General features: G+C 55.4%; 21 protein-coding genes. All 21 read left to right on the top strand.

The features are described from left to right. Window positions 1–47 precede the first annotated feature (47 nt). The 21 genes from CDO73_RS20365 to nusA all read left to right on the top strand — a co-directional run bounded on the left by CDO73_RS20365 (window position 48) and on the right by nusA (window position 21,416). Window positions 48–509 carry a chemotaxis protein CheW gene (locus CDO73_RS20365; RefSeq protein ID WP_088490363.1) on the top strand — a complete coding sequence of 154 codons (462 nt, stop codon included), beginning with the start codon at window positions 48–50 and terminating at the stop codon, window positions 507–509. A gap of 2 nt (window positions 510–511) precedes the next feature. After that, on the top strand, window positions 512–1,138 hold the full coding sequence (locus CDO73_RS20370) for a chemotaxis protein CheC (RefSeq protein ID WP_088490364.1): 627 nt from the start codon (window positions 512–514) through the stop codon (window positions 1,136–1,138). Continuing rightward, the gene (locus CDO73_RS20375) at window positions 1,131–1,628 is read left to right on the top strand and encodes a chemotaxis protein CheD (protein ID WP_088490365.1); all 498 of its coding nucleotides are present in this window, start codon (window positions 1,131–1,133) and stop codon (window positions 1,626–1,628) included. The genes CDO73_RS20370 and CDO73_RS20375 overlap by 8 nt, the downstream gene beginning before the upstream one ends. A gap of 2 nt (window positions 1,629–1,630) precedes the next feature. After that, complete coding sequence (locus CDO73_RS20380) at window positions 1,631–2,092, top strand: hypothetical protein (protein ID WP_088490366.1); 462 nt, start codon at window positions 1,631–1,633, stop codon at window positions 2,090–2,092. 2 nt (window positions 2,093–2,094) lie between these two features. After that, entirely contained in the window at window positions 2,095–2,883 is a 789-nt protein-coding gene (locus tag CDO73_RS20385) for a FliA/WhiG family RNA polymerase sigma factor (protein WP_088490367.1), read from the top strand. 66 nt (window positions 2,884–2,949) lie between these two features. Beyond that, a complete protein-coding gene (locus CDO73_RS20390; protein WP_256972786.1) occupies window positions 2,950–4,353 on the top strand; it encodes a FapA family protein in 1,404 nt (467 codons plus the stop codon). 24 nt (window positions 4,354–4,377) lie between these two features. Next, window positions 4,378–4,695, top strand: coding sequence for a hypothetical protein (locus tag CDO73_RS20395; RefSeq protein WP_088490369.1), 318 nt, complete (start codon window positions 4,378–4,380; stop codon window positions 4,693–4,695). A 14-nt stretch (window positions 4,696–4,709) separates the two neighbouring features. Beyond that, window positions 4,710–5,294 (top strand): hypothetical protein, encoded by a 585-nt coding sequence (locus tag CDO73_RS20400; protein WP_088490370.1) that lies wholly within the window; start codon window positions 4,710–4,712, stop codon window positions 5,292–5,294. Continuing rightward, window positions 5,294–6,112 carry an endolytic transglycosylase MltG gene (locus CDO73_RS20405; protein ID WP_088490371.1) on the top strand — a complete coding sequence of 273 codons (819 nt, stop codon included), beginning with the start codon at window positions 5,294–5,296 and terminating at the stop codon, window positions 6,110–6,112. Before CDO73_RS20400 ends, CDO73_RS20405 begins: the two co-directional genes overlap by 1 nt. A 264-nt stretch (window positions 6,113–6,376) precedes the next feature. Beyond that, on the top strand, window positions 6,377–7,075 hold the full coding sequence (gene rpsB, locus CDO73_RS20410; RefSeq protein ID WP_087800905.1) for a 30S ribosomal protein S2: 699 nt from the start codon (window positions 6,377–6,379) through the stop codon (window positions 7,073–7,075). Between the two features lie 138 nt (window positions 7,076–7,213). After that, window positions 7,214–7,861: a translation elongation factor Ts gene (tsf, locus tag CDO73_RS20415; protein WP_087800906.1), complete on the top strand. Its 648-nt coding sequence runs from the start codon at window positions 7,214–7,216 to the stop codon at window positions 7,859–7,861. Between the two features lie 122 nt (window positions 7,862–7,983). After that, entirely contained in the window at window positions 7,984–8,712 is a 729-nt protein-coding gene (pyrH, locus tag CDO73_RS20420) for a UMP kinase (RefSeq protein WP_087800907.1), read from the top strand. Next, window positions 8,712–9,266 (top strand): ribosome recycling factor, encoded by a 555-nt coding sequence (gene frr / locus CDO73_RS20425; RefSeq protein WP_088490372.1) that lies wholly within the window; start codon window positions 8,712–8,714, stop codon window positions 9,264–9,266. Before pyrH ends, frr begins: the two co-directional genes overlap by 1 nt. Window positions 9,267–9,347: 81 nt before the next feature. Continuing rightward, the gene (locus CDO73_RS20430) at window positions 9,348–10,124 is read left to right on the top strand and encodes an undecaprenyl pyrophosphate synthase (RefSeq protein WP_088490373.1); all 777 of its coding nucleotides are present in this window, start codon (window positions 9,348–9,350) and stop codon (window positions 10,122–10,124) included. A 28-nt stretch (window positions 10,125–10,152) separates the two neighbouring features. Further along, window positions 10,153–10,953 (top strand): phosphatidate cytidylyltransferase, encoded by an 801-nt coding sequence (locus tag CDO73_RS20435; protein WP_088490374.1) that lies wholly within the window; start codon window positions 10,153–10,155, stop codon window positions 10,951–10,953. A 47-nt stretch (window positions 10,954–11,000) separates the two neighbouring features. Beyond that, window positions 11,001–12,140 carry a 1-deoxy-D-xylulose-5-phosphate reductoisomerase gene (locus CDO73_RS20440; protein ID WP_088490375.1) on the top strand — a complete coding sequence of 380 codons (1,140 nt, stop codon included), beginning with the start codon at window positions 11,001–11,003 and terminating at the stop codon, window positions 12,138–12,140. A 135-nt stretch (window positions 12,141–12,275) separates the two neighbouring features. Further along, window positions 12,276–13,562 carry an RIP metalloprotease RseP gene (rseP, locus tag CDO73_RS20445; RefSeq protein WP_088490376.1) on the top strand — a complete coding sequence of 429 codons (1,287 nt, stop codon included), beginning with the start codon at window positions 12,276–12,278 and terminating at the stop codon, window positions 13,560–13,562. A gap of 87 nt (window positions 13,563–13,649) precedes the next feature. Continuing rightward, complete coding sequence (gene proS, locus CDO73_RS20450) at window positions 13,650–15,107, top strand: proline--tRNA ligase (protein WP_088490377.1); 1,458 nt, start codon at window positions 13,650–13,652, stop codon at window positions 15,105–15,107. A 155-nt stretch (window positions 15,108–15,262) separates the two neighbouring features. After that, window positions 15,263–19,594: a PolC-type DNA polymerase III gene (locus CDO73_RS20455; RefSeq protein WP_088490378.1), complete on the top strand. Its 4,332-nt coding sequence runs from the start codon at window positions 15,263–15,265 to the stop codon at window positions 19,592–19,594. Window positions 19,595–19,822: 228 nt separating this feature from the next. Next, window positions 19,823–20,284, top strand: coding sequence for a ribosome maturation factor RimP (gene rimP, locus CDO73_RS20460; protein ID WP_088490379.1), 462 nt, complete (start codon window positions 19,823–19,825; stop codon window positions 20,282–20,284). Between the two features lie 34 nt (window positions 20,285–20,318). Next, window positions 20,319–21,416 (top strand): transcription termination factor NusA, encoded by a 1,098-nt coding sequence (gene nusA, locus CDO73_RS20465; RefSeq protein ID WP_088490380.1) that lies wholly within the window; start codon window positions 20,319–20,321, stop codon window positions 21,414–21,416. The last annotated feature ends 7 nt before the right edge of the window (window positions 21,417–21,423 follow it).

A 21,423-nucleotide genomic window follows, 5' to 3' on the forward strand; every position in this document is an offset into this window, starting at 1 on the left:
AGCGCGAATGCGGTCAAGGAGCGAGGCCCAATAAAGGGGGATTTTTTGTGGCAGAACAAATTAAGGTAATTGTGTTTGCTTTGGGTAATGAAGAATACGGGATCGACGTCGATAAGGTTCGGACGATCGAACGGATGATGCCGATTACTCGCGTGCCGAAGACCTTCTCTTTCATCAAAGGCGTGATCAACCTGCGCGGGGTTGTCATTCCGGTCATTGATCTAAGAGGGCGCTTCAATCTCGTGGAAACGGAATATACCGATCAAACCCGCATTATCATCGTGGCCGTCGGCGACATGGAAGTCGGATTTATCGTGGATGCCGCCAACGACGTTGTCGATCTGGATCGCGACAACATCGATTCGCCTCCGGAAGTCGTGGGCGGGGTCAAAGCGAAATATCTCGACGGCGTGGCCAAAGTCGGCGAAGATCGCTTGCTGATCATGCTTAATCTTGCGGAAGTTCTGAACCGGGGTGAAGTGGCGCATCTCGAACAGCTGGAGGATTAAGAATGGAGATTTTGTCGAAGCTTGAGGGCTTCAAGCTTGACGTACTGAAGGAAGTCGGCAATATCGGAGCGGGTCACGCTGCCACGGCGTTATCGCAACTGCTGAATAAACCTATCGATATGGCCGTTCCTAAAGTCCAGATCCTTCCTTTCGAAGACATCGCGGAGAAAGTCGGCGGCGCCGAAAAGATCGTGCTTACGGTCTTTTTCCGGGTCGAAGGGGATGCGCCCGGCAACTTGTTTTATATCATGGGACCGGAAGCCGGCAAGTCGCTCCTGAATCGTTTGGGCGTTTTCGAGCCGACGGAAGGGTTGGATTTGACCGAGATGGAGCAGTCGGCACTGGGGGAAATCGGCAATATTTTGGCGGGTTCCTACCTGTCTTCGCTGGCCGACTTCACGAACCTGTCCATGTCTCCTACCGTTCCGGCGCTGGCGCTTGACATGGCGGGGGCGATCCTCAGCTACGGAATGATCCAATTCGGCGAGATGGGCGATGCGGCGCTTCTGATCGACACGACCTTTGTTCAAGGCAACGATGAGGTTGAGGGACAATTTTTCCTCATTCCGGATCCGGAATCGTTCAATAAGATCTTTACCGCGCTTGGAGTTCCGTTCGACAATGATTGACGGACAAAATTTAGTAAAAGTCGGCATGGCCGATCTGAACGTAGTCGGGAATTCCGGAATTCTTCGCACCACGGGACTCGGTTCATGCGTCGGTTTGACGCTATACGATCCGCAGATCAAAGTAGCCGGCATGGCGCATGTGATGCTTCCCTCGTCGGACATTGCGCGCGAAAGCCAGATCAATGTCGCTAAATACGCAGATACGGCCCTGCCGATCCTCGTCGACAAACTGCTTGAACTCGGAGCGTCGAAGCGGCGCTTGGTCGCCAAGATGGCCGGAGGCGCGCAAATGTTCGCCTTCGCCGGAAGCGGGGATACGATGCGAATCGGACCTCGAAACGTCGAATCCTGCAAAGAAATGTTGAATAAACTCGGTATTTCTTTGTTGGCGGAAGATACGGGCGCCAACTATGGCCGAACGATCGAAATCAGCTCGGATACAGGAATTTTGACTATACGCAGCGTTCAAAAAGGGGTAAAGGAATTGTAGCGATGAAGGGAACCATACGAGTCAATCTGATATTCGCTTTGATCGGATTTGTTATTACGTTTTTATTCGCGATCCGAACCAACCTTCCCGTGACCAGCTTGATCCGGGGAGGGATCGGAGCATTCGTCTGGTTTCTCCTAGCGTTTCTTTTTCGCATCGTGCTCGGTGCCCTCGAGCCGCTGCCCAAAGAAAAAACGGGCGGCGGCTCTTTGACACCAAGTGCCGCATCGAATCAGGACACGCGCGGCATGGCGCTCGACATGGTTACGCCGGACGAAAGCGACGAGCTAAACGATTTATTGAAGCCGGATGCGGATAAGACTCGGGCAACCGAAGAGCGAACGGCGCAGATAAACGATTTTCAGCCGCTCAATCCGCCGAAGCTGGTAACGACGCAAGACAAAGATCCCGAAGAACTGGCGAAAGCCGTACGTCATCTTACGGAGGATGAAGGAGGGAGATAACAATGGATGAACGCAAATCCGGTCAGTTGAACCATCTGGATTTATGGATCAGTTGGAAAGAACATCAGGATGTCGAAGCTAAGAAGAAACTGATCGAGAATCACTTATCCATTGTCGATTACGTCTCTTCGCGGCTTGCGGTGGGACTTCCGAAGAACGTTTCCAAAGACGATCTGGCCAGCAACGGAGTCATGGGGCTGATCGACGCGATCGAGAAGTTCGATTACAAGCGGGGACTGCAATTCGAGACCTACGCGTCTTGGCGGGTACGCGGAGCCATTCTTGACGGTCTGCGTCAAGGCGATTGGGTGCCGAGATCCGTCCGGGAAAAAGCGAAAAAGATCGAGGAAGCGTACCAGAAGCTCGAGCAGGAGAACATGCGCGGAGCTTCCGACAAAGAAATGAGCGCGTTTTTGGGCGTTTCCGAGAAAGAATTCCAGCAAATGCTTCAAGACGTTTCCGTCATGTCGCTCGTTTCGCTGGAAGATCCGATTCGCGAGGAAGAGTCGGAGACCCGCATGTCCGTGATGATCGACGAAAAGGCGAAAAATCCGGATCATAAGGTCAACGAATTTTATTTGAAAGAAGCTTTGGCCAAAGGAATCGAAAAGCTGACGGAAAAAGAGCGGATCGTAATCTCGCTGCTCTATTACGAAGACTTGTCGCTTAGCGAAATCGCCGAAGTCATGTCTTTGTCTCCGTCTCGAATCTCGCAGCTGCATTCCAAAGCGATCTTGCGTCTGCGGGGGACGTTGGATAAACAAAAAAGTTTGCTGATGCAAGACCGTTAATGTCGGATGGAAGCAGCCGGGGGGCTTCTGGCCATCGATAAGCCAAGTCGAAAAGAGGGATTGTCCGTGGTTGAGCATCTGGCTTTGGACCGGCATCTTGCCGTTTCGTTTGAAGCATCGAAAATGTCGGCCAGTCTTCGTTTCGTAAAGCCTGAGGAGGGCTTTGCTTGTACGGAGGAAAGTCTGCGACAATTTTTACAAGATCACAATGTGCGCTTCGGGTTGTTGGACGAAGTGCTTCGTCGGTTTGCGGCCGCGCCGGAAAGCTTTTTCTTCGAAGAAGTCGAGGTGGCGAGAGGCATTGCGCCGATCGAGGGTCAGAACGGCCGAATCGAATTCATGTTCGACGAGGAAGAAGAAGCACGGCCTATGCAGAGAGAAGACGGTCGGGTCGATTACAAAGAACTGATTCGTCTGAAAAACGTCGGCAAAGGCCAGCTTTTGGCTCGTCGCCATCCTTCTCAACCGGGAAAACCGGGGCTCGCGGTTACGGGAGAAGAAGTTCCGTTCAAGCCCGGCAAGGAAGCTCGTTTCAAAATCGGAAAAAACGTCGTGACGGACGAAAATCATACATCGCTCTACGCGACGATCGAAGGCATGGTCAGCCGCACCGATAACGGAAAAATCAACGTGTTTACCGTTTACGAAGTGCACGGAGACGTGGATTACAGCACGGGGAACGTCGACTTCGTCGGAACCGTCGTCATCCGAGGCAGCGTCCTGCCGGGATTCCGCGTAAAAGCGGCCGGAGACATTCGCGTTCAAGGCGGCGTGGAGGGCGCGGAATTGTTCGCGGACGGTTCGATCGAGATTTCCGGCGGCGTGATCGGCTATCATAAAGGGATCGTCAAAGCCGGCATCAACGTCAAAAGTTCCTTCATTCAAGACGGGAACGTCGAAGCGGGCGAAGACGTGATCGTATCGCAAAGCATCATGCATTCCGACGTCAGAGCCGGCAAGCACGTCATTTGCGAAGGCAGCAAAGGATTGATCGTCGGAGGCCATGTTCAGGCGGGCGAAGGCGTCACGGCGCGAACGATCGGAAACAACATGGCAACAGTCACCGCTATTGAAGTAGGCGTTCTGCCGAATCTTCGCAACGAATTGGCGGACCTACATAAAAAATTGCGGGAAACTTCGGACAACCTTCAGAAAACGAATCAAGCGCTCAACCTGCTCGATCAAATGGCCAAAGCCGGTACGCTGGCAGCCGATAAATTGGCGATGCGCGCGAAGCTTACGGTCACCAGACGCCAGCAGGAGCAGGAAAAAGCATATGCCAAAGAACGAATCTTCGAAATCGAAAAGATTCTCGAAGATACCGGCCGTGCCAAAGTGGTCGTCAAAGATCAGATTTACGGCGGCGCCAAGATCGTGATCGGACGGTATACGAAATTCATCAAAGAAACGTCTGCCCGAGTGTCGTTCCAATATCTCGAAGGCGATATCGCGATGAGTGCAAATCTTTAACGATCGAAAAAGGGGTGTCCAATCATGAAAGCGATCGAAGTTCAATTGGCGGTTCATCGCGCTCCGGAAACGAGCCGGATGCAGCAAGATCAGCTGCATCGCCCTCTGATCGATCAGGCGCAGCTTGCCGGGCAGGCAAACGCGGAAATGGAGCGCGCGCGTCATCGCAGCGCGCCTGCCGCGGAAGCGGCCGATGCGCGCATTCGCAAAGACGGCGAAGGGCATGGGCGTCATGAAGGCGGACAAGCCGGCCAGCGCGAGCGGGGGCAATCGGATACGCCGTCTCAGCCGGCTGCAGCGCCTCATCCGTTCAAAGGAAAACACTTTGACTTGTCACTGTAAGAAAGGAAACTAAAATGAACGATGCCTGGCTTTACGTAGTACTGCTTGGAGCGGCTGCGATCGTATATGCTTTTCTTATTCCCAAGCCCAAAGCGGACAAGACGATTTCAGGCGGCGATCGGGTCGTTCGCGAAATGGAACAGACCTTGGAACAGTATATGGTCGAAATGGAGAAAGAAAACGACGACCTCGTCAATCTGCTGGTCCAAATCCGTCAAGAGACGGGCGCCAAGCAGCTGGCGCTTCAGGAACAGCTCTCCGACGTAAGAGGGCGTCTCGCCGATATGGAACGTACGGCGGGCAAACACGAAGCCCGCATCGAACAATTGTCTGCCGGCGATCTTCAGGCGGTTGCCGTTCGCGAGATGCAGGAAGCCGCCGGCCGGCTGCGCAACGAATTGATCGAAGCGGCAGCCTCCCCGCAATCCGAAGAACCGCTGCCCGAGATGGAGCCGGTCGAATCGGTGCGAAGCCGCTATCCTCAGCTGTTCGAATTGCATGATCAAGGCAAATCGGTGGACGCGATCGCCAAAGCCATCGGACTTCAGCGCGGCGAGATTCAGTTGATTCTGCGCCTGGCGAAAAGGGAGGAAGACTAGTGTTCAAGAACCGCTCTTTTATGCTCGGCTTAGGGGTCGGAATCATTGCGGGAGCTTTGCTGCTGCAGCTGATGATGTTGGCTCAAAGCGGCCGCCCGGAGCAGCCGGCTGCCGCGAACGTTCCGGCCGCGGAACAAACCGGGACGGGCGGCGCGGACGCGCTTCTGTCCGGCGCGGACGAAACATCGGAGCCGTCGACGGACGATAAAGCTCAGACGCAAAGCGAACAGCCGGCTTCCGAAGAAGCCGACGTTTCCGCGGAAGCCGAACCTCAGAAAAGCGCAGCGGATGCCCGGAAAGATACGGCGGTCAAACAAGAAGCGCCGGCTTCCGGCGAAGCGGCGCAGTCGACGACGGATTCGCCGTCCAAACCGACTTCTCAAGCGACGCAGAAGCCGGCGGCCTCCGCGCCCCAATCGACAGAGAAATCCGCGTCTCCGACCGCCCAGAAGCCTCAGACGCCTGCAGCGCAGAGTACGGCGAAACCTTCCGAACCGGCAAAGACCGCCGAACCCGAAAAGTCGGCTCAAGCACCTTCGGCGCCGACCAAACCGGAGACTTCCGGAAACGTGGAAGCGCAGCGGTCGGAAGAAGCGGAATCTTCCCGCGTTTCTTTCGAGATCGAAAGCGGAATGAACCTCAAAGCCGTATCGAAAGCGCTCGAGAGCGCCGGAATCGTGAAAGACGCCTCGGATTTTCAGCGTCAAGCGGCGGAAGCGGGCGTAACCGCCAAACTGCAAGTCGGCGATTACTCGTTCAAACCCGGCGATTCCTACTCGGATATCATCAAAGAGATTTCCACGCCCAAAGTCGAATAAGTCATGCGACGCGAATGTTGTTCGAGCCGCGATTCTTGCCGAGAATCGCGGCTTTTTGCTTGTTCGAGCCGACTTGCCGCGATCGAACAAAAAATCCATGTCGGGGATTGCGCCGGGTGTAGGATTATGCTAAACTAAACAACGGTGTTAAAACACACGCCGATTAATTCCGCGGAAGGTGCTTCGCCCGGGGCGGAGTCTCCACGGGAAATGATTTCGGCGGAGGTACATCAAAAAAACCAAACCTTAGGAGGTGTATGGAGAATGGCAGTTATCTCCATGAAACAGCTTCTCGAAGCTGGCGTACACTTCGGTCACCAAACTCGTCGTTGGAACCCGAAGATGGACCGTTACATTTTCACAGAAAGAAACGGAATCTACATCATCGACCTGCAAAAAACGGTCAAGAAAGTTGACGAAGCGTACAACTTCGTTAAAAACCTGGCCGGAGAAGGCGGTACGATCCTGTTCGTAGGTACCAAAAAACAAGCTCAAGATTCCGTGAAAGAAGAAGCGGAACGTTGCGGCATGTACTTCATCAACCAACGTTGGCTCGGCGGCACGCTGACCAACTTCCAAACGATCCAAAAACGGATCGACCGTCTGAAAAAGCTGGAACTTTGGGAAGAGGACGGCACTTTCGAAGTGCTGCCTAAAAAAGAAGTTATCCTGCTCCGCAAAGAAAAAGATCGCCTCGAGAAATTCCTCGGCGGCATCAAGAACATGAAGAAGCTGCCTAGCGCGCTGTTCATCATCGACCCGCGCAAAGAGCGCATCGCGGTTGCTGAAGCACGCAAGCTGAACATTCCGATCGTGGGTATCGTCGATACCAACTGCGATCCGGACGAAATCGACTACGTGATCCCGGGCAACGACGACGCGATTCGCGCCGTTAAACTGCTGACAGGCAAAATCGCGGAAGCGGTCATCGAAGCGAACCAAGGCGAACAAACGACTGCTTAAGTTCGGACCTGCCGATCTCGGCAACTGATCCTAGCATAGTAAAAAAAGAGGGTGGTTGGTGGTGAATAGCCTCTTAACCGCCCTTTTTTTAGGGATATAAGCTTCAAAATCTTACTTAAACTCTGGAGGGACTCAACAATGGCAGTAAACGCGAGCGCAGTAAAAGAACTTCGTGAAAGAACGGGCGCAGGTATGCTCGATTGCAAAAAAGCACTGGAAGAAACAAACGGCGATATCGACAAAGCGGTAGACGTACTTCGCGAAAAAGGCCTGTCCGCAGCAGCGAACAAAGCCGGCCGCGCAGCTACCGAAGGTACGGTAGAATCGTACATCCACGCAGGCGGACGCATCGGCGTTCTGGTCGAAATCAACTGCGAAACGGACTTCGTAGGCAAAACCGACCAATTCAAGAGCTTCGCTCGCGACATCGCGATGCACATCGCGGCAGCAAGCCCGCTCTACGTTCGTCGCGAAGAAGTTCCGGCTGAAGTCGTAGAAAAAGAAAAAGAAATCTTGAAGGCTCAAGCCCTGAACGAAGGCAAGCCTGAAAAGATCGTCGAAAAAATGGTCGAAGGCCGCGTCAACAAATACTACGAAGAAAACTGCCTGCTTGAGCAAAGCTTCGTAAAAGACCCGGACAAAACGATCTCCCAACTGCTGAACGAAAAAATCAGCACGATCGGCGAAAACATCTCCATCCGTCGTTTCGCTCGTTTCGAGCTGGGCGAAGGTCTGGAAAAGAAAGTCGATAACTTCGTAGAAGAAGTTATGGCTCAAGTAAAGTAATTTAAAAAACGCAATTAAAGATCAATCACAGCTTCTGTGCATGGGGGGAACACTTGGTGTTCCTTCTTTTTTAACCAGGGTTCCCCATATGCGCGGACAGCGGAAAAAAGCGGAGGGTAAAATTGATGCAGCCTGCATTTAAGCGAGTGGTACTCAAAGTCAGCGGCGAGTCGCTTGCGGGACAGAACGGATACGGAATCGACGGACTGATGATTTCGGAGATTGCCGAACAAATCAAAGAAGTCGTACAATTGGGCGTGGAGGTAGCGGTCGTTTGCGGAGGCGGCAATATCTGGCGGGGAATCGCCGGCAGCGCCAGCGGAATCGATCGCTCGACTGCGGATTACATGGGTATGCTGGCTACGGTGATGAACTCGCTGGCGCTTCAGGACGCACTTGAATCGATCGATGTGCCGACCCGCGTACAAACGTCGATCGCCATGCAGCAGATTGCCGAGCCGTACATTCGCCGCAGAGCGATCCGCCACCTGGAAAAAGGCCGCGTCGTCATCTTTGCCGCAGGTACAGGGAATCCGTTTTTCTCGACCGATACGACGGCCGCGCTGCGCGCAGCCGAGATCGAAGCGGAAGTCATTTTGATGGCGAAAAACAAAGTGGACGGCGTGTACTCGGCCGACCCGTTCGTCGATCCTACCGCCGAGAAGTTCGATCAACTCACCTACATGGAAGTGATCAGCCGCAACCTGGGCGTGATGGATTCTACCGCATCTTCCCTGTGCATGGACAACAATATTCCGCTGATCGTATTTGCTATTACCGAACAAGGCAATATCAAAAAAGTCGTTCTCGGTGAAAAAATCGGAACGATCGTCAAAGGGAGTGTAGATTAATGCCTCAAACCGTGAAGAAAAACGCGGAAGAACGCATGGGCAAAGCCATTCAGGCGCTTCAGCGCGATCTGAGCACGCTGCGCGCCGGACGCGCGGTGCCGGCTCTGCTCGACCGGATTCAAGTCGAATATTACGGCGCTCCGACTCCGCTGAACCAATTGGCGAACATCAATACGCCGGATTCCCGCACGCTGTTGATTCAGCCGTGGGACAAGTCTTCGCTGTCGGAAATCGAGCGCGCGATTCAGAAATCGGATCTCGGCCTGACGCCGGCGAACGACGGCATCGCGATCCGCTTGACGATTCCGCCGCTGACGGAAGAACGTCGCGCGGAACTCGTGAAGCTGACGAAAAAGTTCGGCGAAGAAGGCAAGGTGGCGATTCGCAACATTCGCCGCGACGCCAACGACGACATCAAGAAGAAAGAAAAAGGCGAAATCTCCGAAGACGAATCCCGTGGCCATCAGGAAGACATCCAGAAGCTTACGGATAAATATATCGCGGAAGTCGACAAAGTGCTCGCTGCAAAAGAAAAAGAAATTATGGAAGTTTAAGACCCCGCGACCCCTCCGTTCCAGGTGGGGTTGTGTCTTTTTTAGGGACATCCGCGGGAGCTGAAGCATGGAGGAGAAGACATGATCAATCGGTTTCGCTCATGGATCGGTCCCAAAGAGCGCGAGCGGGTCTCGGGGCCGGCCGAACCGTCGACGGAGAACGTGCCGGAGCATATCGCCATCATTATGGACGGCAACGGGCGTTGGGCCAAGAAGCTCGGCATGCCGCGAATCGTCGGCCACCAGAGCGGGATGAAGGCGGTCAAGCGCGCCACGATCGCCGCGGACGAATTAGGCGTTCGTTATCTGACGCTGTATGCCTTTTCCACGGAGAATTGGAGCAGGCCCAAAGAAGAAGTCGATTTCCTGATGCGGCTGCCGCAGGAGTTCCTGGCGCTGGAGCTTGAAGAGCTGATCGAGAAGAACGTGCAGGTTCGGATGATGGGGAACTTGGAGAATCTGCCGGAGCATACGCTTAAAGCGATGAGGGAAGCGATAAAGCGCACGCAAAACAATACGGGCTTGGTATTGAATTTTGCGCTGAATTACGGTGCTCGGCGCGAACTGGTGGAAGGAATCCGCGAGATCGCCAAACGGGTCGAAGCGGGCGAGCTTCGCGCGGAAGACATCGATCAGGAGATGATCTCGGCCCATCTGCAAAGCGGCGGCATGCCCGACCCCGATCTGTTGATTCGCACAAGCGGCGAGCTGCGTATCAGCAACTTTATGCTGTGGCAGATCGCATATAGCGAACTATGGTTTACGGACGCTTACTGGCCGGAATTCGGCAGAGAACATCTGAGGGAAGCCGTAGCCGAATACCAGCGGCGTTCGCGAAGATACGGCGGTTTGAAATAGCGGCGTCGCCCGGACGGAGGATGAGACGGTGAAACAGCGAATTATAACTGGCGTCGTGGCCGGGGTATTATTTCTGGGCTTATGCGTGGTCGGCGGCTTCTGGTATCCCGCGTTGGTCATGCTGATGGCGCTTGTCGGTTACTATGAGTTTGCAAAAATGAGTACGGGCGCTCCTTTTCGCTCGGAAGCCTGGATCGGTTATGCAGCTGTTGCGTATTTGACGTTCCCCTGGCAGTTCTGGGGACTGGCATTCCCGCTTCCGCCTCAGCACGTCATCTGGCTGGCGCTGCTGCTGCTGCTCTGCACGACGGTGCTGACCAAAAACGAAATCAATATCAAGCAGACTTCGCTGCTGCTTCTGGGCGCGGTGTATGTCGGTTTGGGTTTTTATTATATTGCCGTTTCCCGGGACACGCCGGACGGACACGGTTTATTCTGGACGTTCCTGCTGCTGCTGAGCATCTGGGGAAGCGACGCGGGCGCTTATTTTACGGGGAAAGCGTTCGGCAAAAACAAACTGTGGCCGGCGATCAGTCCGAACAAAACGATCGAAGGGGCCGTCGGCGGCATCTTGATCGCGGTTCTGATCGCGCTCGGATTCTCGCTCGCGTTTCCGGATCTGCTGGACCCGCTGCGCGGCATGCTGATCGGGTTGGCGGCATCGGTCGTCGGACAGATGGGCGATTTGATCCAGTCCGCTTATAAACGGGTATACGGAATCAAAGATTCGGGCAGCATTCTTCCGGGACACGGAGGGATATTGGATCGCTGCGACAGTTGGTTGGCCGTATTCCCGTTCGTACATATCCTGCTGCTGCTTCCTTATTAGCAGGCTCGAGATATCGTATCGGCAACGTACGGAAGGGGAAAATAACGATGACGAAAAAGATAGCACTGCTCGGCTCTACCGGTTCGATCGGCACGCAAACCCTTCAAGTGGCGGAAGAGCATCCGGAGCTTTTTAAGATCGAAGCATTGTCGGCCGGTCGCAACGTCGAGCTGCTGCTCGAACAGGTGCGCCGGTTTCGGCCGTCCAAAGTATCGGTAGCGAGCCGGGAAGACGCGGAATCGCTCAGAACCCGAGTTCCCGAAGGAACCCGCGTTTATTACGGCGAAGAAGGGTTGATCGAGATCGCGGCCGGCACGGAAGCGGATACCGTCGTGACCGCCGTTACGGGCAGCATGGGCCTTCCGGCGACGCTTGCCGCGATCGACGAAGGCAAAACGATCGCGCTCGCGAACAAAGAAACGCTGGTGACCGCCGGACATCTCGTGATGCAGCGGGCCGCCGAACGCAACGTGGCGATTCTGCCGGTAGACAGCGAACATTCGGCGATCTTCCAATGTTTGAACGGCGAGCCGAGAAAACGGCTGCGCGGCATTACGCTCACCGCTTCCGGCGGTTCGTTCCGCCATTTGAGCCGGGAAGAACTGCGGGACGTGACCGTGGAAGACGCGCTCAAACATCCCAATTGGTCGATGGGCGCGAAGATCACGATCGATTCCGCGACGATGGTCAACAAAGGCCTCGAAGTAATCGAAGCGCATTGGCTGTTCGGTCTGGGCTACGACGAGATCGGCGTGCTGCTGCATCCCGAAAGCATCATCCACTCGTTCGTCGAATTCGAAGACACTAGCATCATCGCGCAGCTCGGCAATCCCGATATGCGGGTGCCTATTCAATACGCTTTGACTTATCCGGATCGCGCTTCGCTGAACGCCAAACGCTTGTCGCTCGCGGAAGTCGCCCAATTGAATTTCCGGGAAATGGATTTCGGCCGCTTCCCTTGTTTAAGGATGGCCTACGAGTGTGGTAGAATGGGGGGAACCGCACCGACCGTATTCAATGCAGCGAACGAAGTGGCGGTCGCGCGCTTTTTGCGCCGCGAAATTTCTTTCCTGCAAATCGAAGATACGCTCGAGAAAGTCGTGCAGAACCATCAGGCCGTCGCCGATCCGGATCTGGATACGATTCGCGAAGCCGATGCTTGGGCGAGACGCTTTGCGGCGGAGTAAAGGCAAAGATGCTCCGAGCCGCTTCTTCCGAAGACGTCTCGATGTTCGCATGGATTTTTCCGCTATTCTTCGGCCGGACGGAATCATCGCTCCATTCGATTCGGGGCTTCACCAACAGGGAGGATCAGACCAGACATGATGACACTTCAGATTGTCGTGCTGACCGTATTGATGTTTTTCGTCGTCGTTACGGTGCACGAATGGGGACATTATTATTTTGCCAAACGCGCGGGCATTCTCGTTCGCGAGTTCGCGATCGGCTTCGGTCCCAAGCTATTTGCTTATAAACGAGACGAAACGACGTTTACCCTGCGCATGCTGCCGCTCGGCGGTTATGCGAGAATGGCGGGCGAAGATCCGGAACTCGATCCGATCCAGCCGGGGCAGACGATTGCCGTCCGTTTATCGGATAAAGGCGTCGTCAAGAAGATTTATCTGGATCAGCTCGACAACCGTCGCAACGTGGTTCGCGGCGAGATCGAGTGGATCGATATCGAAGAACGGATGCAGATTCGTCTGAACGTGGACGGAGAAACGCAGCATCTGGACGTCGACCGTCAAGCCGACATCGTTTCGCGCGGCCAAGAGCTTCAAGTCGCGCCGAAAGACCGGCAGTTCCGCAGCAAAAGCGTCGGAAAACGCGCGTTGGCGATTTTTGCCGGTCCGCTCATGAACTTCGTGCTCGCGTTCGTCCTTTTCCTGATCTATGTGCAGGTATCGGGCGTGCCGGACGAAAAAGCGACGGGCGTCGAGATCGGCGAAGTCGTGGCGGGCAGCCCGGCTGCGTCCGCGGGACTGCAAAAAGGCGACGTGGTCCAAAGCATCGACGGGCAAGCCGTCAACGGAGACCTGTCCAAAGTGACGGAGCTGGTCAACGCTTCCGGCGGCAGCGAAGTTCAGGTGTCGTTGGAACGCAAAGGCGAAACGCTGCAGGTTCCGGTCACGCCGAAGATGGTCAAGACCGAAGACGGACGCGAAGTGCTGCAAGTCGGAATCGCGCTGAGCCAGCTGAAAAGAACCGCTTCGTTCACGGAAAGCTTCCAATTCGCGGGCGATTCGTTCGTCAAAGGCAGCACGGCGATTCTGGACGCGCTGCGCAAGCTGGTCTTCGAACGCTTCGACATCAATCAACTTGCCGGACCGGTGGGCACGCTGCAAGCGACCGGACAGATCGCGAGTCAAGGGATCGATCAGATGATCATCTGGACCGCTTTCGTCAGCATCAACTTGGGGATCTTCAACCTGCTTCCGATTCCGATGTTGGACGGCAGCCGATTGATCTTCTTGGCGATCGAAGCGATCCGCAGACGGCCGATCGATCCGAACAAGGAAGGCATCGTGCATTTCGTCGGTTTCGCTTTGATCTTCCTGCTCATGATCGCCGTCACTTATAACGATATCTTGCGAATCATCAAGGGGTAATCCCGCATCAGCGTCGAAACGGTTAGGAACCGGCCGTGCCGCCTTCGGGCGGCAGAAGCGGTTCGCTCGATAAACGGAGGGACTTACATGGCAAGCGATAAACAGGACAAACAATTCGTTACGGAAATCACGCCGCAGAGCGAAGATTTCTCGCGTTGGTACATCGACGTCATCAAAAAAGCGGAGCTGATGGATTATTCGCCGGTACGCGGCTGCATCGTGTTCCGTCCGGACGGCTATGCGATCTGGGAACATATCCAACAGGAGATGGACCGCCGATTCAAAGAAACGGGACATCGCAACGCGTATTTCCCGATGCTGATTCCGGAAAGCTTTTTCCAAAAAGAAAAAGAGCATATCGAAGGCTTCAATCCGGAGCTGCCTTTCGTTACCGAAGCGGGCGGCGACATTCTGGAAGAACGTTTGGCCGTGCGTCCGACGTCGGAAACCATGTTCGGCCATATGTATTCCAAATGGATCAAGTCGTACCGCGATCTGCCGGTATTGATCAACCAGTGGGCGAACGTGATGCGTTGGGAGAAGCGGACGCTTCCGTTCCTGCGCACGAGCGAATTCCTATGGCAGGAAGGCCATACGGCGCACGAAGACGAGAAAGACGCGCGCGAAGAAACGATGCGCATGCTCGAACTGTACCGCGATTTCGTGCAGGACTATCTCGCGCTTCCGGTCGTGATGGGGCAGAAGACGCCTTCGGAGAAATTCGCGGGCGCGGTCGACACGTTCTCGATCGAAGCCATGATGAAAGACGGCAAAGCCGTGCAGGCGGGCACTTCCCACTACATGGGGACCAACTTCGCCAAAGCGTTCGAGATTCAATACCTCAACCGCGACAACGAACTCGAATACACGCATACGACGTCTTGGGGCACCAGCACGCGTCTGATCGGCTCGCTGATCATGGCGCACGGCGACGACCGCGGTCTGGTCATCCCGCCTAAAGTGGCGCCGACGCAGGTCATGATCATTCCGATCGGCCCGCCGAAAACGCGCGACGTCGTGATCGAACGCGCGGACGCTTTGTTCGCCGAACTCAAAGCCGCCGGCATCCGCGTCGGCATGGACGACCGCGCCGACGTACGTCCGGGCTGGAAATTCAACGAATACGAAATGCGCGGCGTACCGGTACGGATCGAGATCGGTCCCCGCGATATCGAGAACGGCGTCTGCTTGCTCGCTTCGCGTCTGGGCGGAGACAAACTGACGGTACAGCTCGACAACGTCACGGCCGAAGTTCAGCAGCTGCTGGACAGCGTGCAAAAAGAAATGTTCGAACGCGCGCTCGAATTCCGGGCGAGCAATTTCCACTCGGTGGACACGCTCGACGAAATGAAAGCGCAGATGGAAGAAAAACGCGGCTTCTTCCTCGCCGGCTGGTGCGGAAGCGAAGCTTGCGAAGAAACGGTGCGTGCCGAGACCGGCGCGACAAGCCGCAATATCCCGTTCGAACCGCAGGAGCATAAACATACCTGCGTGGCTTGCGGCGAAGCAGCCAAGCATACGGTCGTGTTCGCGAAAGCTTATTAAGCCGAACGCGGCGCGAGAGATCCAAGAAACGCCGGGCCGGAACGCCGGATAATCGGATGAAGAAAGGCTCGGAATGAAGCTTCCGGCGGCAGGGGACGACATTTGACCCTCCGCGGAAGCTCTTCGCTTTTTAAGAATCAAAAGGGGGACAGACGATGAGTGAGACGGCGGAGCGCAGGCAGCGCCTCGAACTGCTGATGAAGCAGGCCGAGATGCCCGCCAGCGCGGCGGACCCTTATTTTAACGACGGATATATCGATCGGGTAGAGATCAGCCGTTCGAACCGGGACTGGAAGATCGTGCTGGTCAAAGACACGTTGGTGCCGGCGGCGATTTACCGGACATTTTGTTTGCAGATTCAGGAGCGGCTTAAGCATATCGCGAAGATCCGCTTCCTTTTTCAATACACGGGCGAGAATCGCCAAAGCGAAATCATCGACGAATACTGGAAGTTGTTCATCGAATGGGCGCAGCGGGAGATCCCGTCGGTCAACGGCTGGATGGCTCGTGCCCAAGCGGTGACCGAAGGGTCGACGACGACGGTATCTTTTGCCGATGCCATGTCGCTCGAATTGGCGCGCAAGCGCAATATCGACCGGGCGTTGATCGATTTCTACGAGCGTTATTTCGGCTTGCAGCTTCAAGTGAAGCTTAACGTCAATCAAGGCGAAACCGCGGCGCAGGAAGCTAAAGCGGCGTTCGACGAGATGCGCAGACGCGAGGAGCTTGCGGCGATCGAGAAGATGATGGCCGAGATCGATGCCGAAGTCAGCGCGGGCGAGAGCAGCGCCGACGACGAGAATCTCAAGCTTCAGATCGGTTACGATATTCGCGACGACGCGGTTCCGCTGCAAAATATCCAAGACGAAGAGAAAAAAGTCACGATCCAAGGCATTATTTTCGGTCTGGAGAGCAAGGAGCTTCGCAACGGCAGCACGCTGTTCACGTATTACCTCACCGATTACAGCGACTCGCTTCAGATGAAGATGTTCGCCAAGACCAAAGACGATCTCAAAGTCATGAGCCTGCTCGCCAACGGCAAATGGGTCAAAGCGCGCGGGCGCGTCGAGCTGGACCGCTTCATGCAGATTCCGGAACTGGTCATGATTCCTTCGGACCTGACGGAGGTCAAATCTCCGCCGATCCGTATGGACAACGCCGAAGAGAAACGGGTCGAGTTCCATCTGCATACGAAGATGAGCACGATGGACGCGGTCTGCTCGATCGAAGAATACGTCAAACGCGCCGCCAAATGGGGGCACAAAGCGATCGCGGTCACGGATCACGGCGGCGTGCAGTGTTACCCGGACGCGGCCAAAGCGGCGAAGAAAAACGGCATCAAAATGATCTACGGCGTCGAAGCCAACGTGGTCAACGATTCGGTGGCGGTCGTGATCAATCCTCGCGACGAAGAACTCAAAACGGCCGAGTACGTCGTGTTCGATATCGAGACCACGGGTCTGTCGATCACGCAGAACAAGATCATCGAGATCGCGGCGGTCAAAATGAAAGAGGGACAGGAAATCGGACGGTATTCGACGTTCGTCGATCCGCATGAACGGATTCCGTACCATATCCAACAGTTGACCAATATCACGGACGATATGGTGCGCGGCGCGCCGGAGATCGACAGCGTCATCCGCGAATTCGTGGAGTTCTCCGGAGACGCGATTCTGGTCGCGCACAACGCGCGGTTCGATATCGGCTTCATTCAAGCGATTCTGAAAGGGTTCGATCTGCCGCAGATGGAGAACCCGGTGCTCGATACGCTGGAATTGGCGCGTCTGCTGCATCCGAGCATGAAAAACCACCGGTTGAACACGCTCGCGACCAAATACAAAGTGGCGCTCGAAAGCCATCACCGCGCCATCGACGATACGATCGCGCTGGGCGGCATCTTGAACGGCCTGATCGAAGACGCGGTCAAAGAGCGCAATCTCAAAAACTTGAATCGTCTGAACGATTTCGTCGGGATGGATTTGTCCAATACCCGGCCTTTCCACTGCGGGATCTATGCGCTGAATGCGGTAGGCAAAAAGAATCTGTACAAGCTGATCTCCATGTCGCATACCGAACATTTCAAGCGCGTTCCGTGCATTCCGAAATCGAAGCTGGAGAAGATGCGCGAAGGCCTGCTGATCCTGTCGGGCTGCGAAAAAGGCGAGTTCTTCGAAGCGGTGCTCAACAAAACGGTCGAAGAAGCGGAAGACGTGGCGCAGTTCTACGATATTCTGGAGATCCAGCCGCTGACCATGTACATGCATCTGGTGGACAAAGGTCTGGTCGGCAGTCCGGAAGAATTGAAGATCGCGGTCGAGAAAGTCTGCAAGATCGGCAACAAGCTGAACAAACCGGTCGTGGCGACGGGCAACGCGCATTACCTCGACCCGCGCGACAAACTGTTCCGCGATATCACCATTCACGGCATTACGGGTTTCAGCCCGCTCAAAGACCAGAACAAACCGGACGCGCATCTGCGCACGACGGAAGAAATGCTGGAAGAATTCAAGTTCTTGGGCGAAGCCAAAGCCAAAGAAGTCGTCATCACCAACACGTCCGAGCTAGCCGACCGTTTCGAAGAGATCAAGCTGTTCCCGTCGGAACTGTATACGCCGATCATCGAAGGGGCCGATCAAGAGATTCGCGATACCTGCTACAATACCGCCAAAGAAATGTACGGGGAAGAACTGCCGGAAGTCATCATCGCGCGTCTGGAAAAGGAACTGGAGCCGATTATCAAATACGGTTTCTCGGCCAACTATCTGATCTCCGAACGTCTGGTCAAAAAGTCCAACAGCGACGGGTATCTGGTCGGTTCGCGGGGTTCCGTCGGTTCGTCCGTCGTCGCCATGTTCCTCGGGATCTCCGAGGTCAATCCGCTGCCGCCGCATTACATCTGCCGGAACAAAGAATGCAAGCACAGCGAATGGTTCCTGGACGGCAGCGTGCGAAGCGGATTCGACCTGCCGAACAAAGAGTGTCCGGACTGCGGTTCGACGATGCTCGGCGAAGGGCACGATATTCCGTTCGAGACGTTCCTCGGCTTCAAAGGCGACAAAGTTCCCGATATCGACTTGAACTTCTCGGGCGAATACCAACCGCAGGCGCATAACTTCACCAAAGTCATGTTCGGGCCCGACAACGTGTTCCGCGCGGGCACGATCGGCACGGTGGCGGAAAAGACGGCGTTCGGTTTCGCGAAAAAATACGAAGAAGAGCATATGAAACGCTGGCGCGCGGCGGAGCTGAACCGTTTGGCCGCCGGCTGTACCGGCGTCAAACGAAGCACCGGCCAGCACCCGGGCGGCATCGTCGTTCTGCCGGACTACATGGAGATCGAAGACATCACGCCGGTCCAGTACCCGGCCGACGACGTCAACGCCGAATGGAAAACGACGCATTTCGATTACCACGCGTTCGACGAGAACCTGCTGAAGCTCGATATTCTGGGACACGACGATCCGACGATGATGCGGATGCTGCAGGACTTGACCGGCGTCGATCCGACGACCATTCCGATGAACGATCCGAAAGTCATGAGCATGTTCAACTCGACGGACGCGCTCGGCGTCTCGCCGGAGCAGATCCGCACGCCGGTCGCGACGTACGGCGTGCCGGAGATGGGAACGAAGTTCGTCCGCCAGATGTTGATCGAAGCCAAACCGTCCAGCTTCGCCGACCTTCTGCAAATTTCGGGATTGTCGCACGGAACGGGCGTATGGTTGGGGAATGCCGACGAACTGATCAAGAACGGCACCTGCAACATCAAGACCGTAATCGGCTGCCGGGACGATATCATGTTGTTCCTGATCTACAAAGCGGGCATGGACGCGGGTCTCGCCTTCAAGATTACGGAAAGCGTGCGTAAAGGCAAAGGCTTGTCGCAGGAATGGATCGACGAGATGAAGCGCTGCAAAGTGCCGAACTGGTACATCGACTCCTGCCTGAAGATCCAGTACATGTTCCCGAAAGCCCACGCCGCGGCCTACGTTATCTCGGCCGTGCGGACGGCTTACTTCAAGCTGTACCATCCGATCGAATACTACGCGACGTACTTCTCGGTCCGCGCGGCGGATTTCGATATCGAATTGTTCTGCCAAGGTTACGAAGCGATCGGACGCAAGATCGTGGAGATCGAGCAGAAAGGGTTCCAAGCGATGCCGAAAGAAAAAGCGATGCTTCCGATTCTGGAAATGGCGTTGGAGATGACGGCGCGCGGATTCACGTTCAAGTCGATCGATTTGTACCGTTCCGACGCGACCAAGTTCATCGTGGACGGCACCAGCTTGATCTTCCCGTTCGCGGCGCTCGGCGGTCTCGGCGACAACGCGGCCCGCGGCATCGCGGCGGCCCGCGAGCACGGCGAATACCTGTCGATCGAAGACTTCCAGCAGAAATCCAAAGCGTCCAAGACGATCGTGGAACTGCTCGGCCAGCTCGGTTGTTTCCGCGGCTTGCCGGAGAGCAATCAGCTTTCGTTGTTCTGATCGGCAGGGCGCGCAGAAGCGCGAAAAGCGCCGAAAAGCGGTTTGTAAAGCCCTCGTACTTGTCACCACAACGGGCTTGTGATATAATTGGAACGGGAAATTGGAGTTTGACACAGTAGGCGATAGACCTTTTCGTAGAGAGTGGGGCAACCCACTCTTTACTTTTGGGCGCATATCGCTTAGGCCGCCCTTGCGGACGGAACCTGACAACGCTTGGAGGGTGAATGCTTGAGCACACCGAAGATCAAAACAACCGTAGAAGAGATGATCGAACCTTATCTGGCCGAACACGGATTCGAGCTGGTGGACGTGGAGTACGTGAAGGAAGGCGGAAGTTACTTCCTGCGGATCTACGTGGACAAAGAAGGCGGAATCGATATTGACGACTGCGGGCAAATCAGCGAGTACATGAGCCAGAAACTGGACGAGAACGACCCGATCGACGAGGCTTACTTCCTGGAAGTATCGTCTCCCGGAGCGGAGCGTCCGCTCAAAAAAGCGGACGACGTACGCAAAGCGGTCGGCAAAGACGTTTTCGTTACGACTTACGAACCGATCGGCGGATCGAAAGAATTCGAAGGCAAACTGCTTTCGTTTGACGACGACGAGCTTGTGATCGTTTTCGGCAAGAAGCAGGCAACGGTGCCTTACGACAAGGTCGCCAGCGCCAGACTGGCCATTATTTTCTAATATAGATAGTTTCGAAAGGGGGAGCGTTAGAGAAATGAGTACGGATTTTATTGAAGCTTTGAACGAGCTGGAGCGTGAGAGGGGGATCAGCAAAGAGGTGCTTTTCGAAGCCATTGAAGCGGCGCTGATCTCCAGCTACAAGCGCAATTTCAATACGGCTCAGAACGTGCGCGTGGATATGAACCGCAATACTGGGGTAATCAAGGTATATGCGCGCAAATTGGTCGCGGAGGAAGTCCTGGACGAAAGAACCGAAATTTCGCTCGAAAACGCTCGGGAGATTAACCCGCATCTGCAAATCGACGATATCGCGGAAATCGAAGTGACGCCTCGCGACTTCGGACGCATCGCCGCCCAAACGGCCAAACAGGTCGTGACGCAGCGGATTCGCGAAGCCGAGCGCGGCTTGATCTACAATGCTTTCGTCGACAAGACGGAGGACATCGTGACGGGCACCGTGCAGCGCATGGACACCCGCAACTTGTACGTGGACCTCGGCAAGATCGAAGCGGCCCTGCCGCTGACCGAACTGATGCCGGGCGAGAAGTTCGCGCACAACGAGCGGATCAAAGGTTACATCACGAAGGTCGAGAATACGACCAAAGGCCCGCAGATCATCTTGTCCCGCACCCATCCGGGCCTGCTCAAGCGTCTGTTCGAACTCGAAGTGCCGGAGATTTTCGACGGCGTCGTCGAGATCAAATCGGTCGCGCGCGAAGCGGGCTTCCGCTCGAAGATCGCGGTGTACTCCCGTAACCCGGAAGTCGACCCGGTCGGTTCCTGCGTAGGCCCGAAAGGCGTGCGCGTGCAAACGATCGTAGGCGAACTTCGCGGCGAGAAGATCGACATCGTGAATTATTCGGACAGCGTGGCCGAGTACGTGGCGAATGCGCTCAGCCCGTCCAAAGTTCTTGAAGTCGAAGTATTCGAAGCCGAAAAAATGGCCCGTGTGATCGTGCCCGATTATCAGCTTTCGCTGGCGATCGGCATCAAAGGCCAAAACGCCCGCCTCGCGGCGAAGCTGACCGGCTGGAAAATCGACATCAAGAGCGAGACCCAAGCCGAAGAAGAATTCGGCCGGGAACGGACTTACGACGGCGAGCTGCCGCAGGACTCCGTGTCCTTCGACTGATAGCCGG

It is taken from the genome of Saccharibacillus sp. O23 (assembly GCF_002205895.1).
Lineage (GTDB): Bacteria > Bacillota > Bacilli > Paenibacillales > Paenibacillaceae > Saccharibacillus.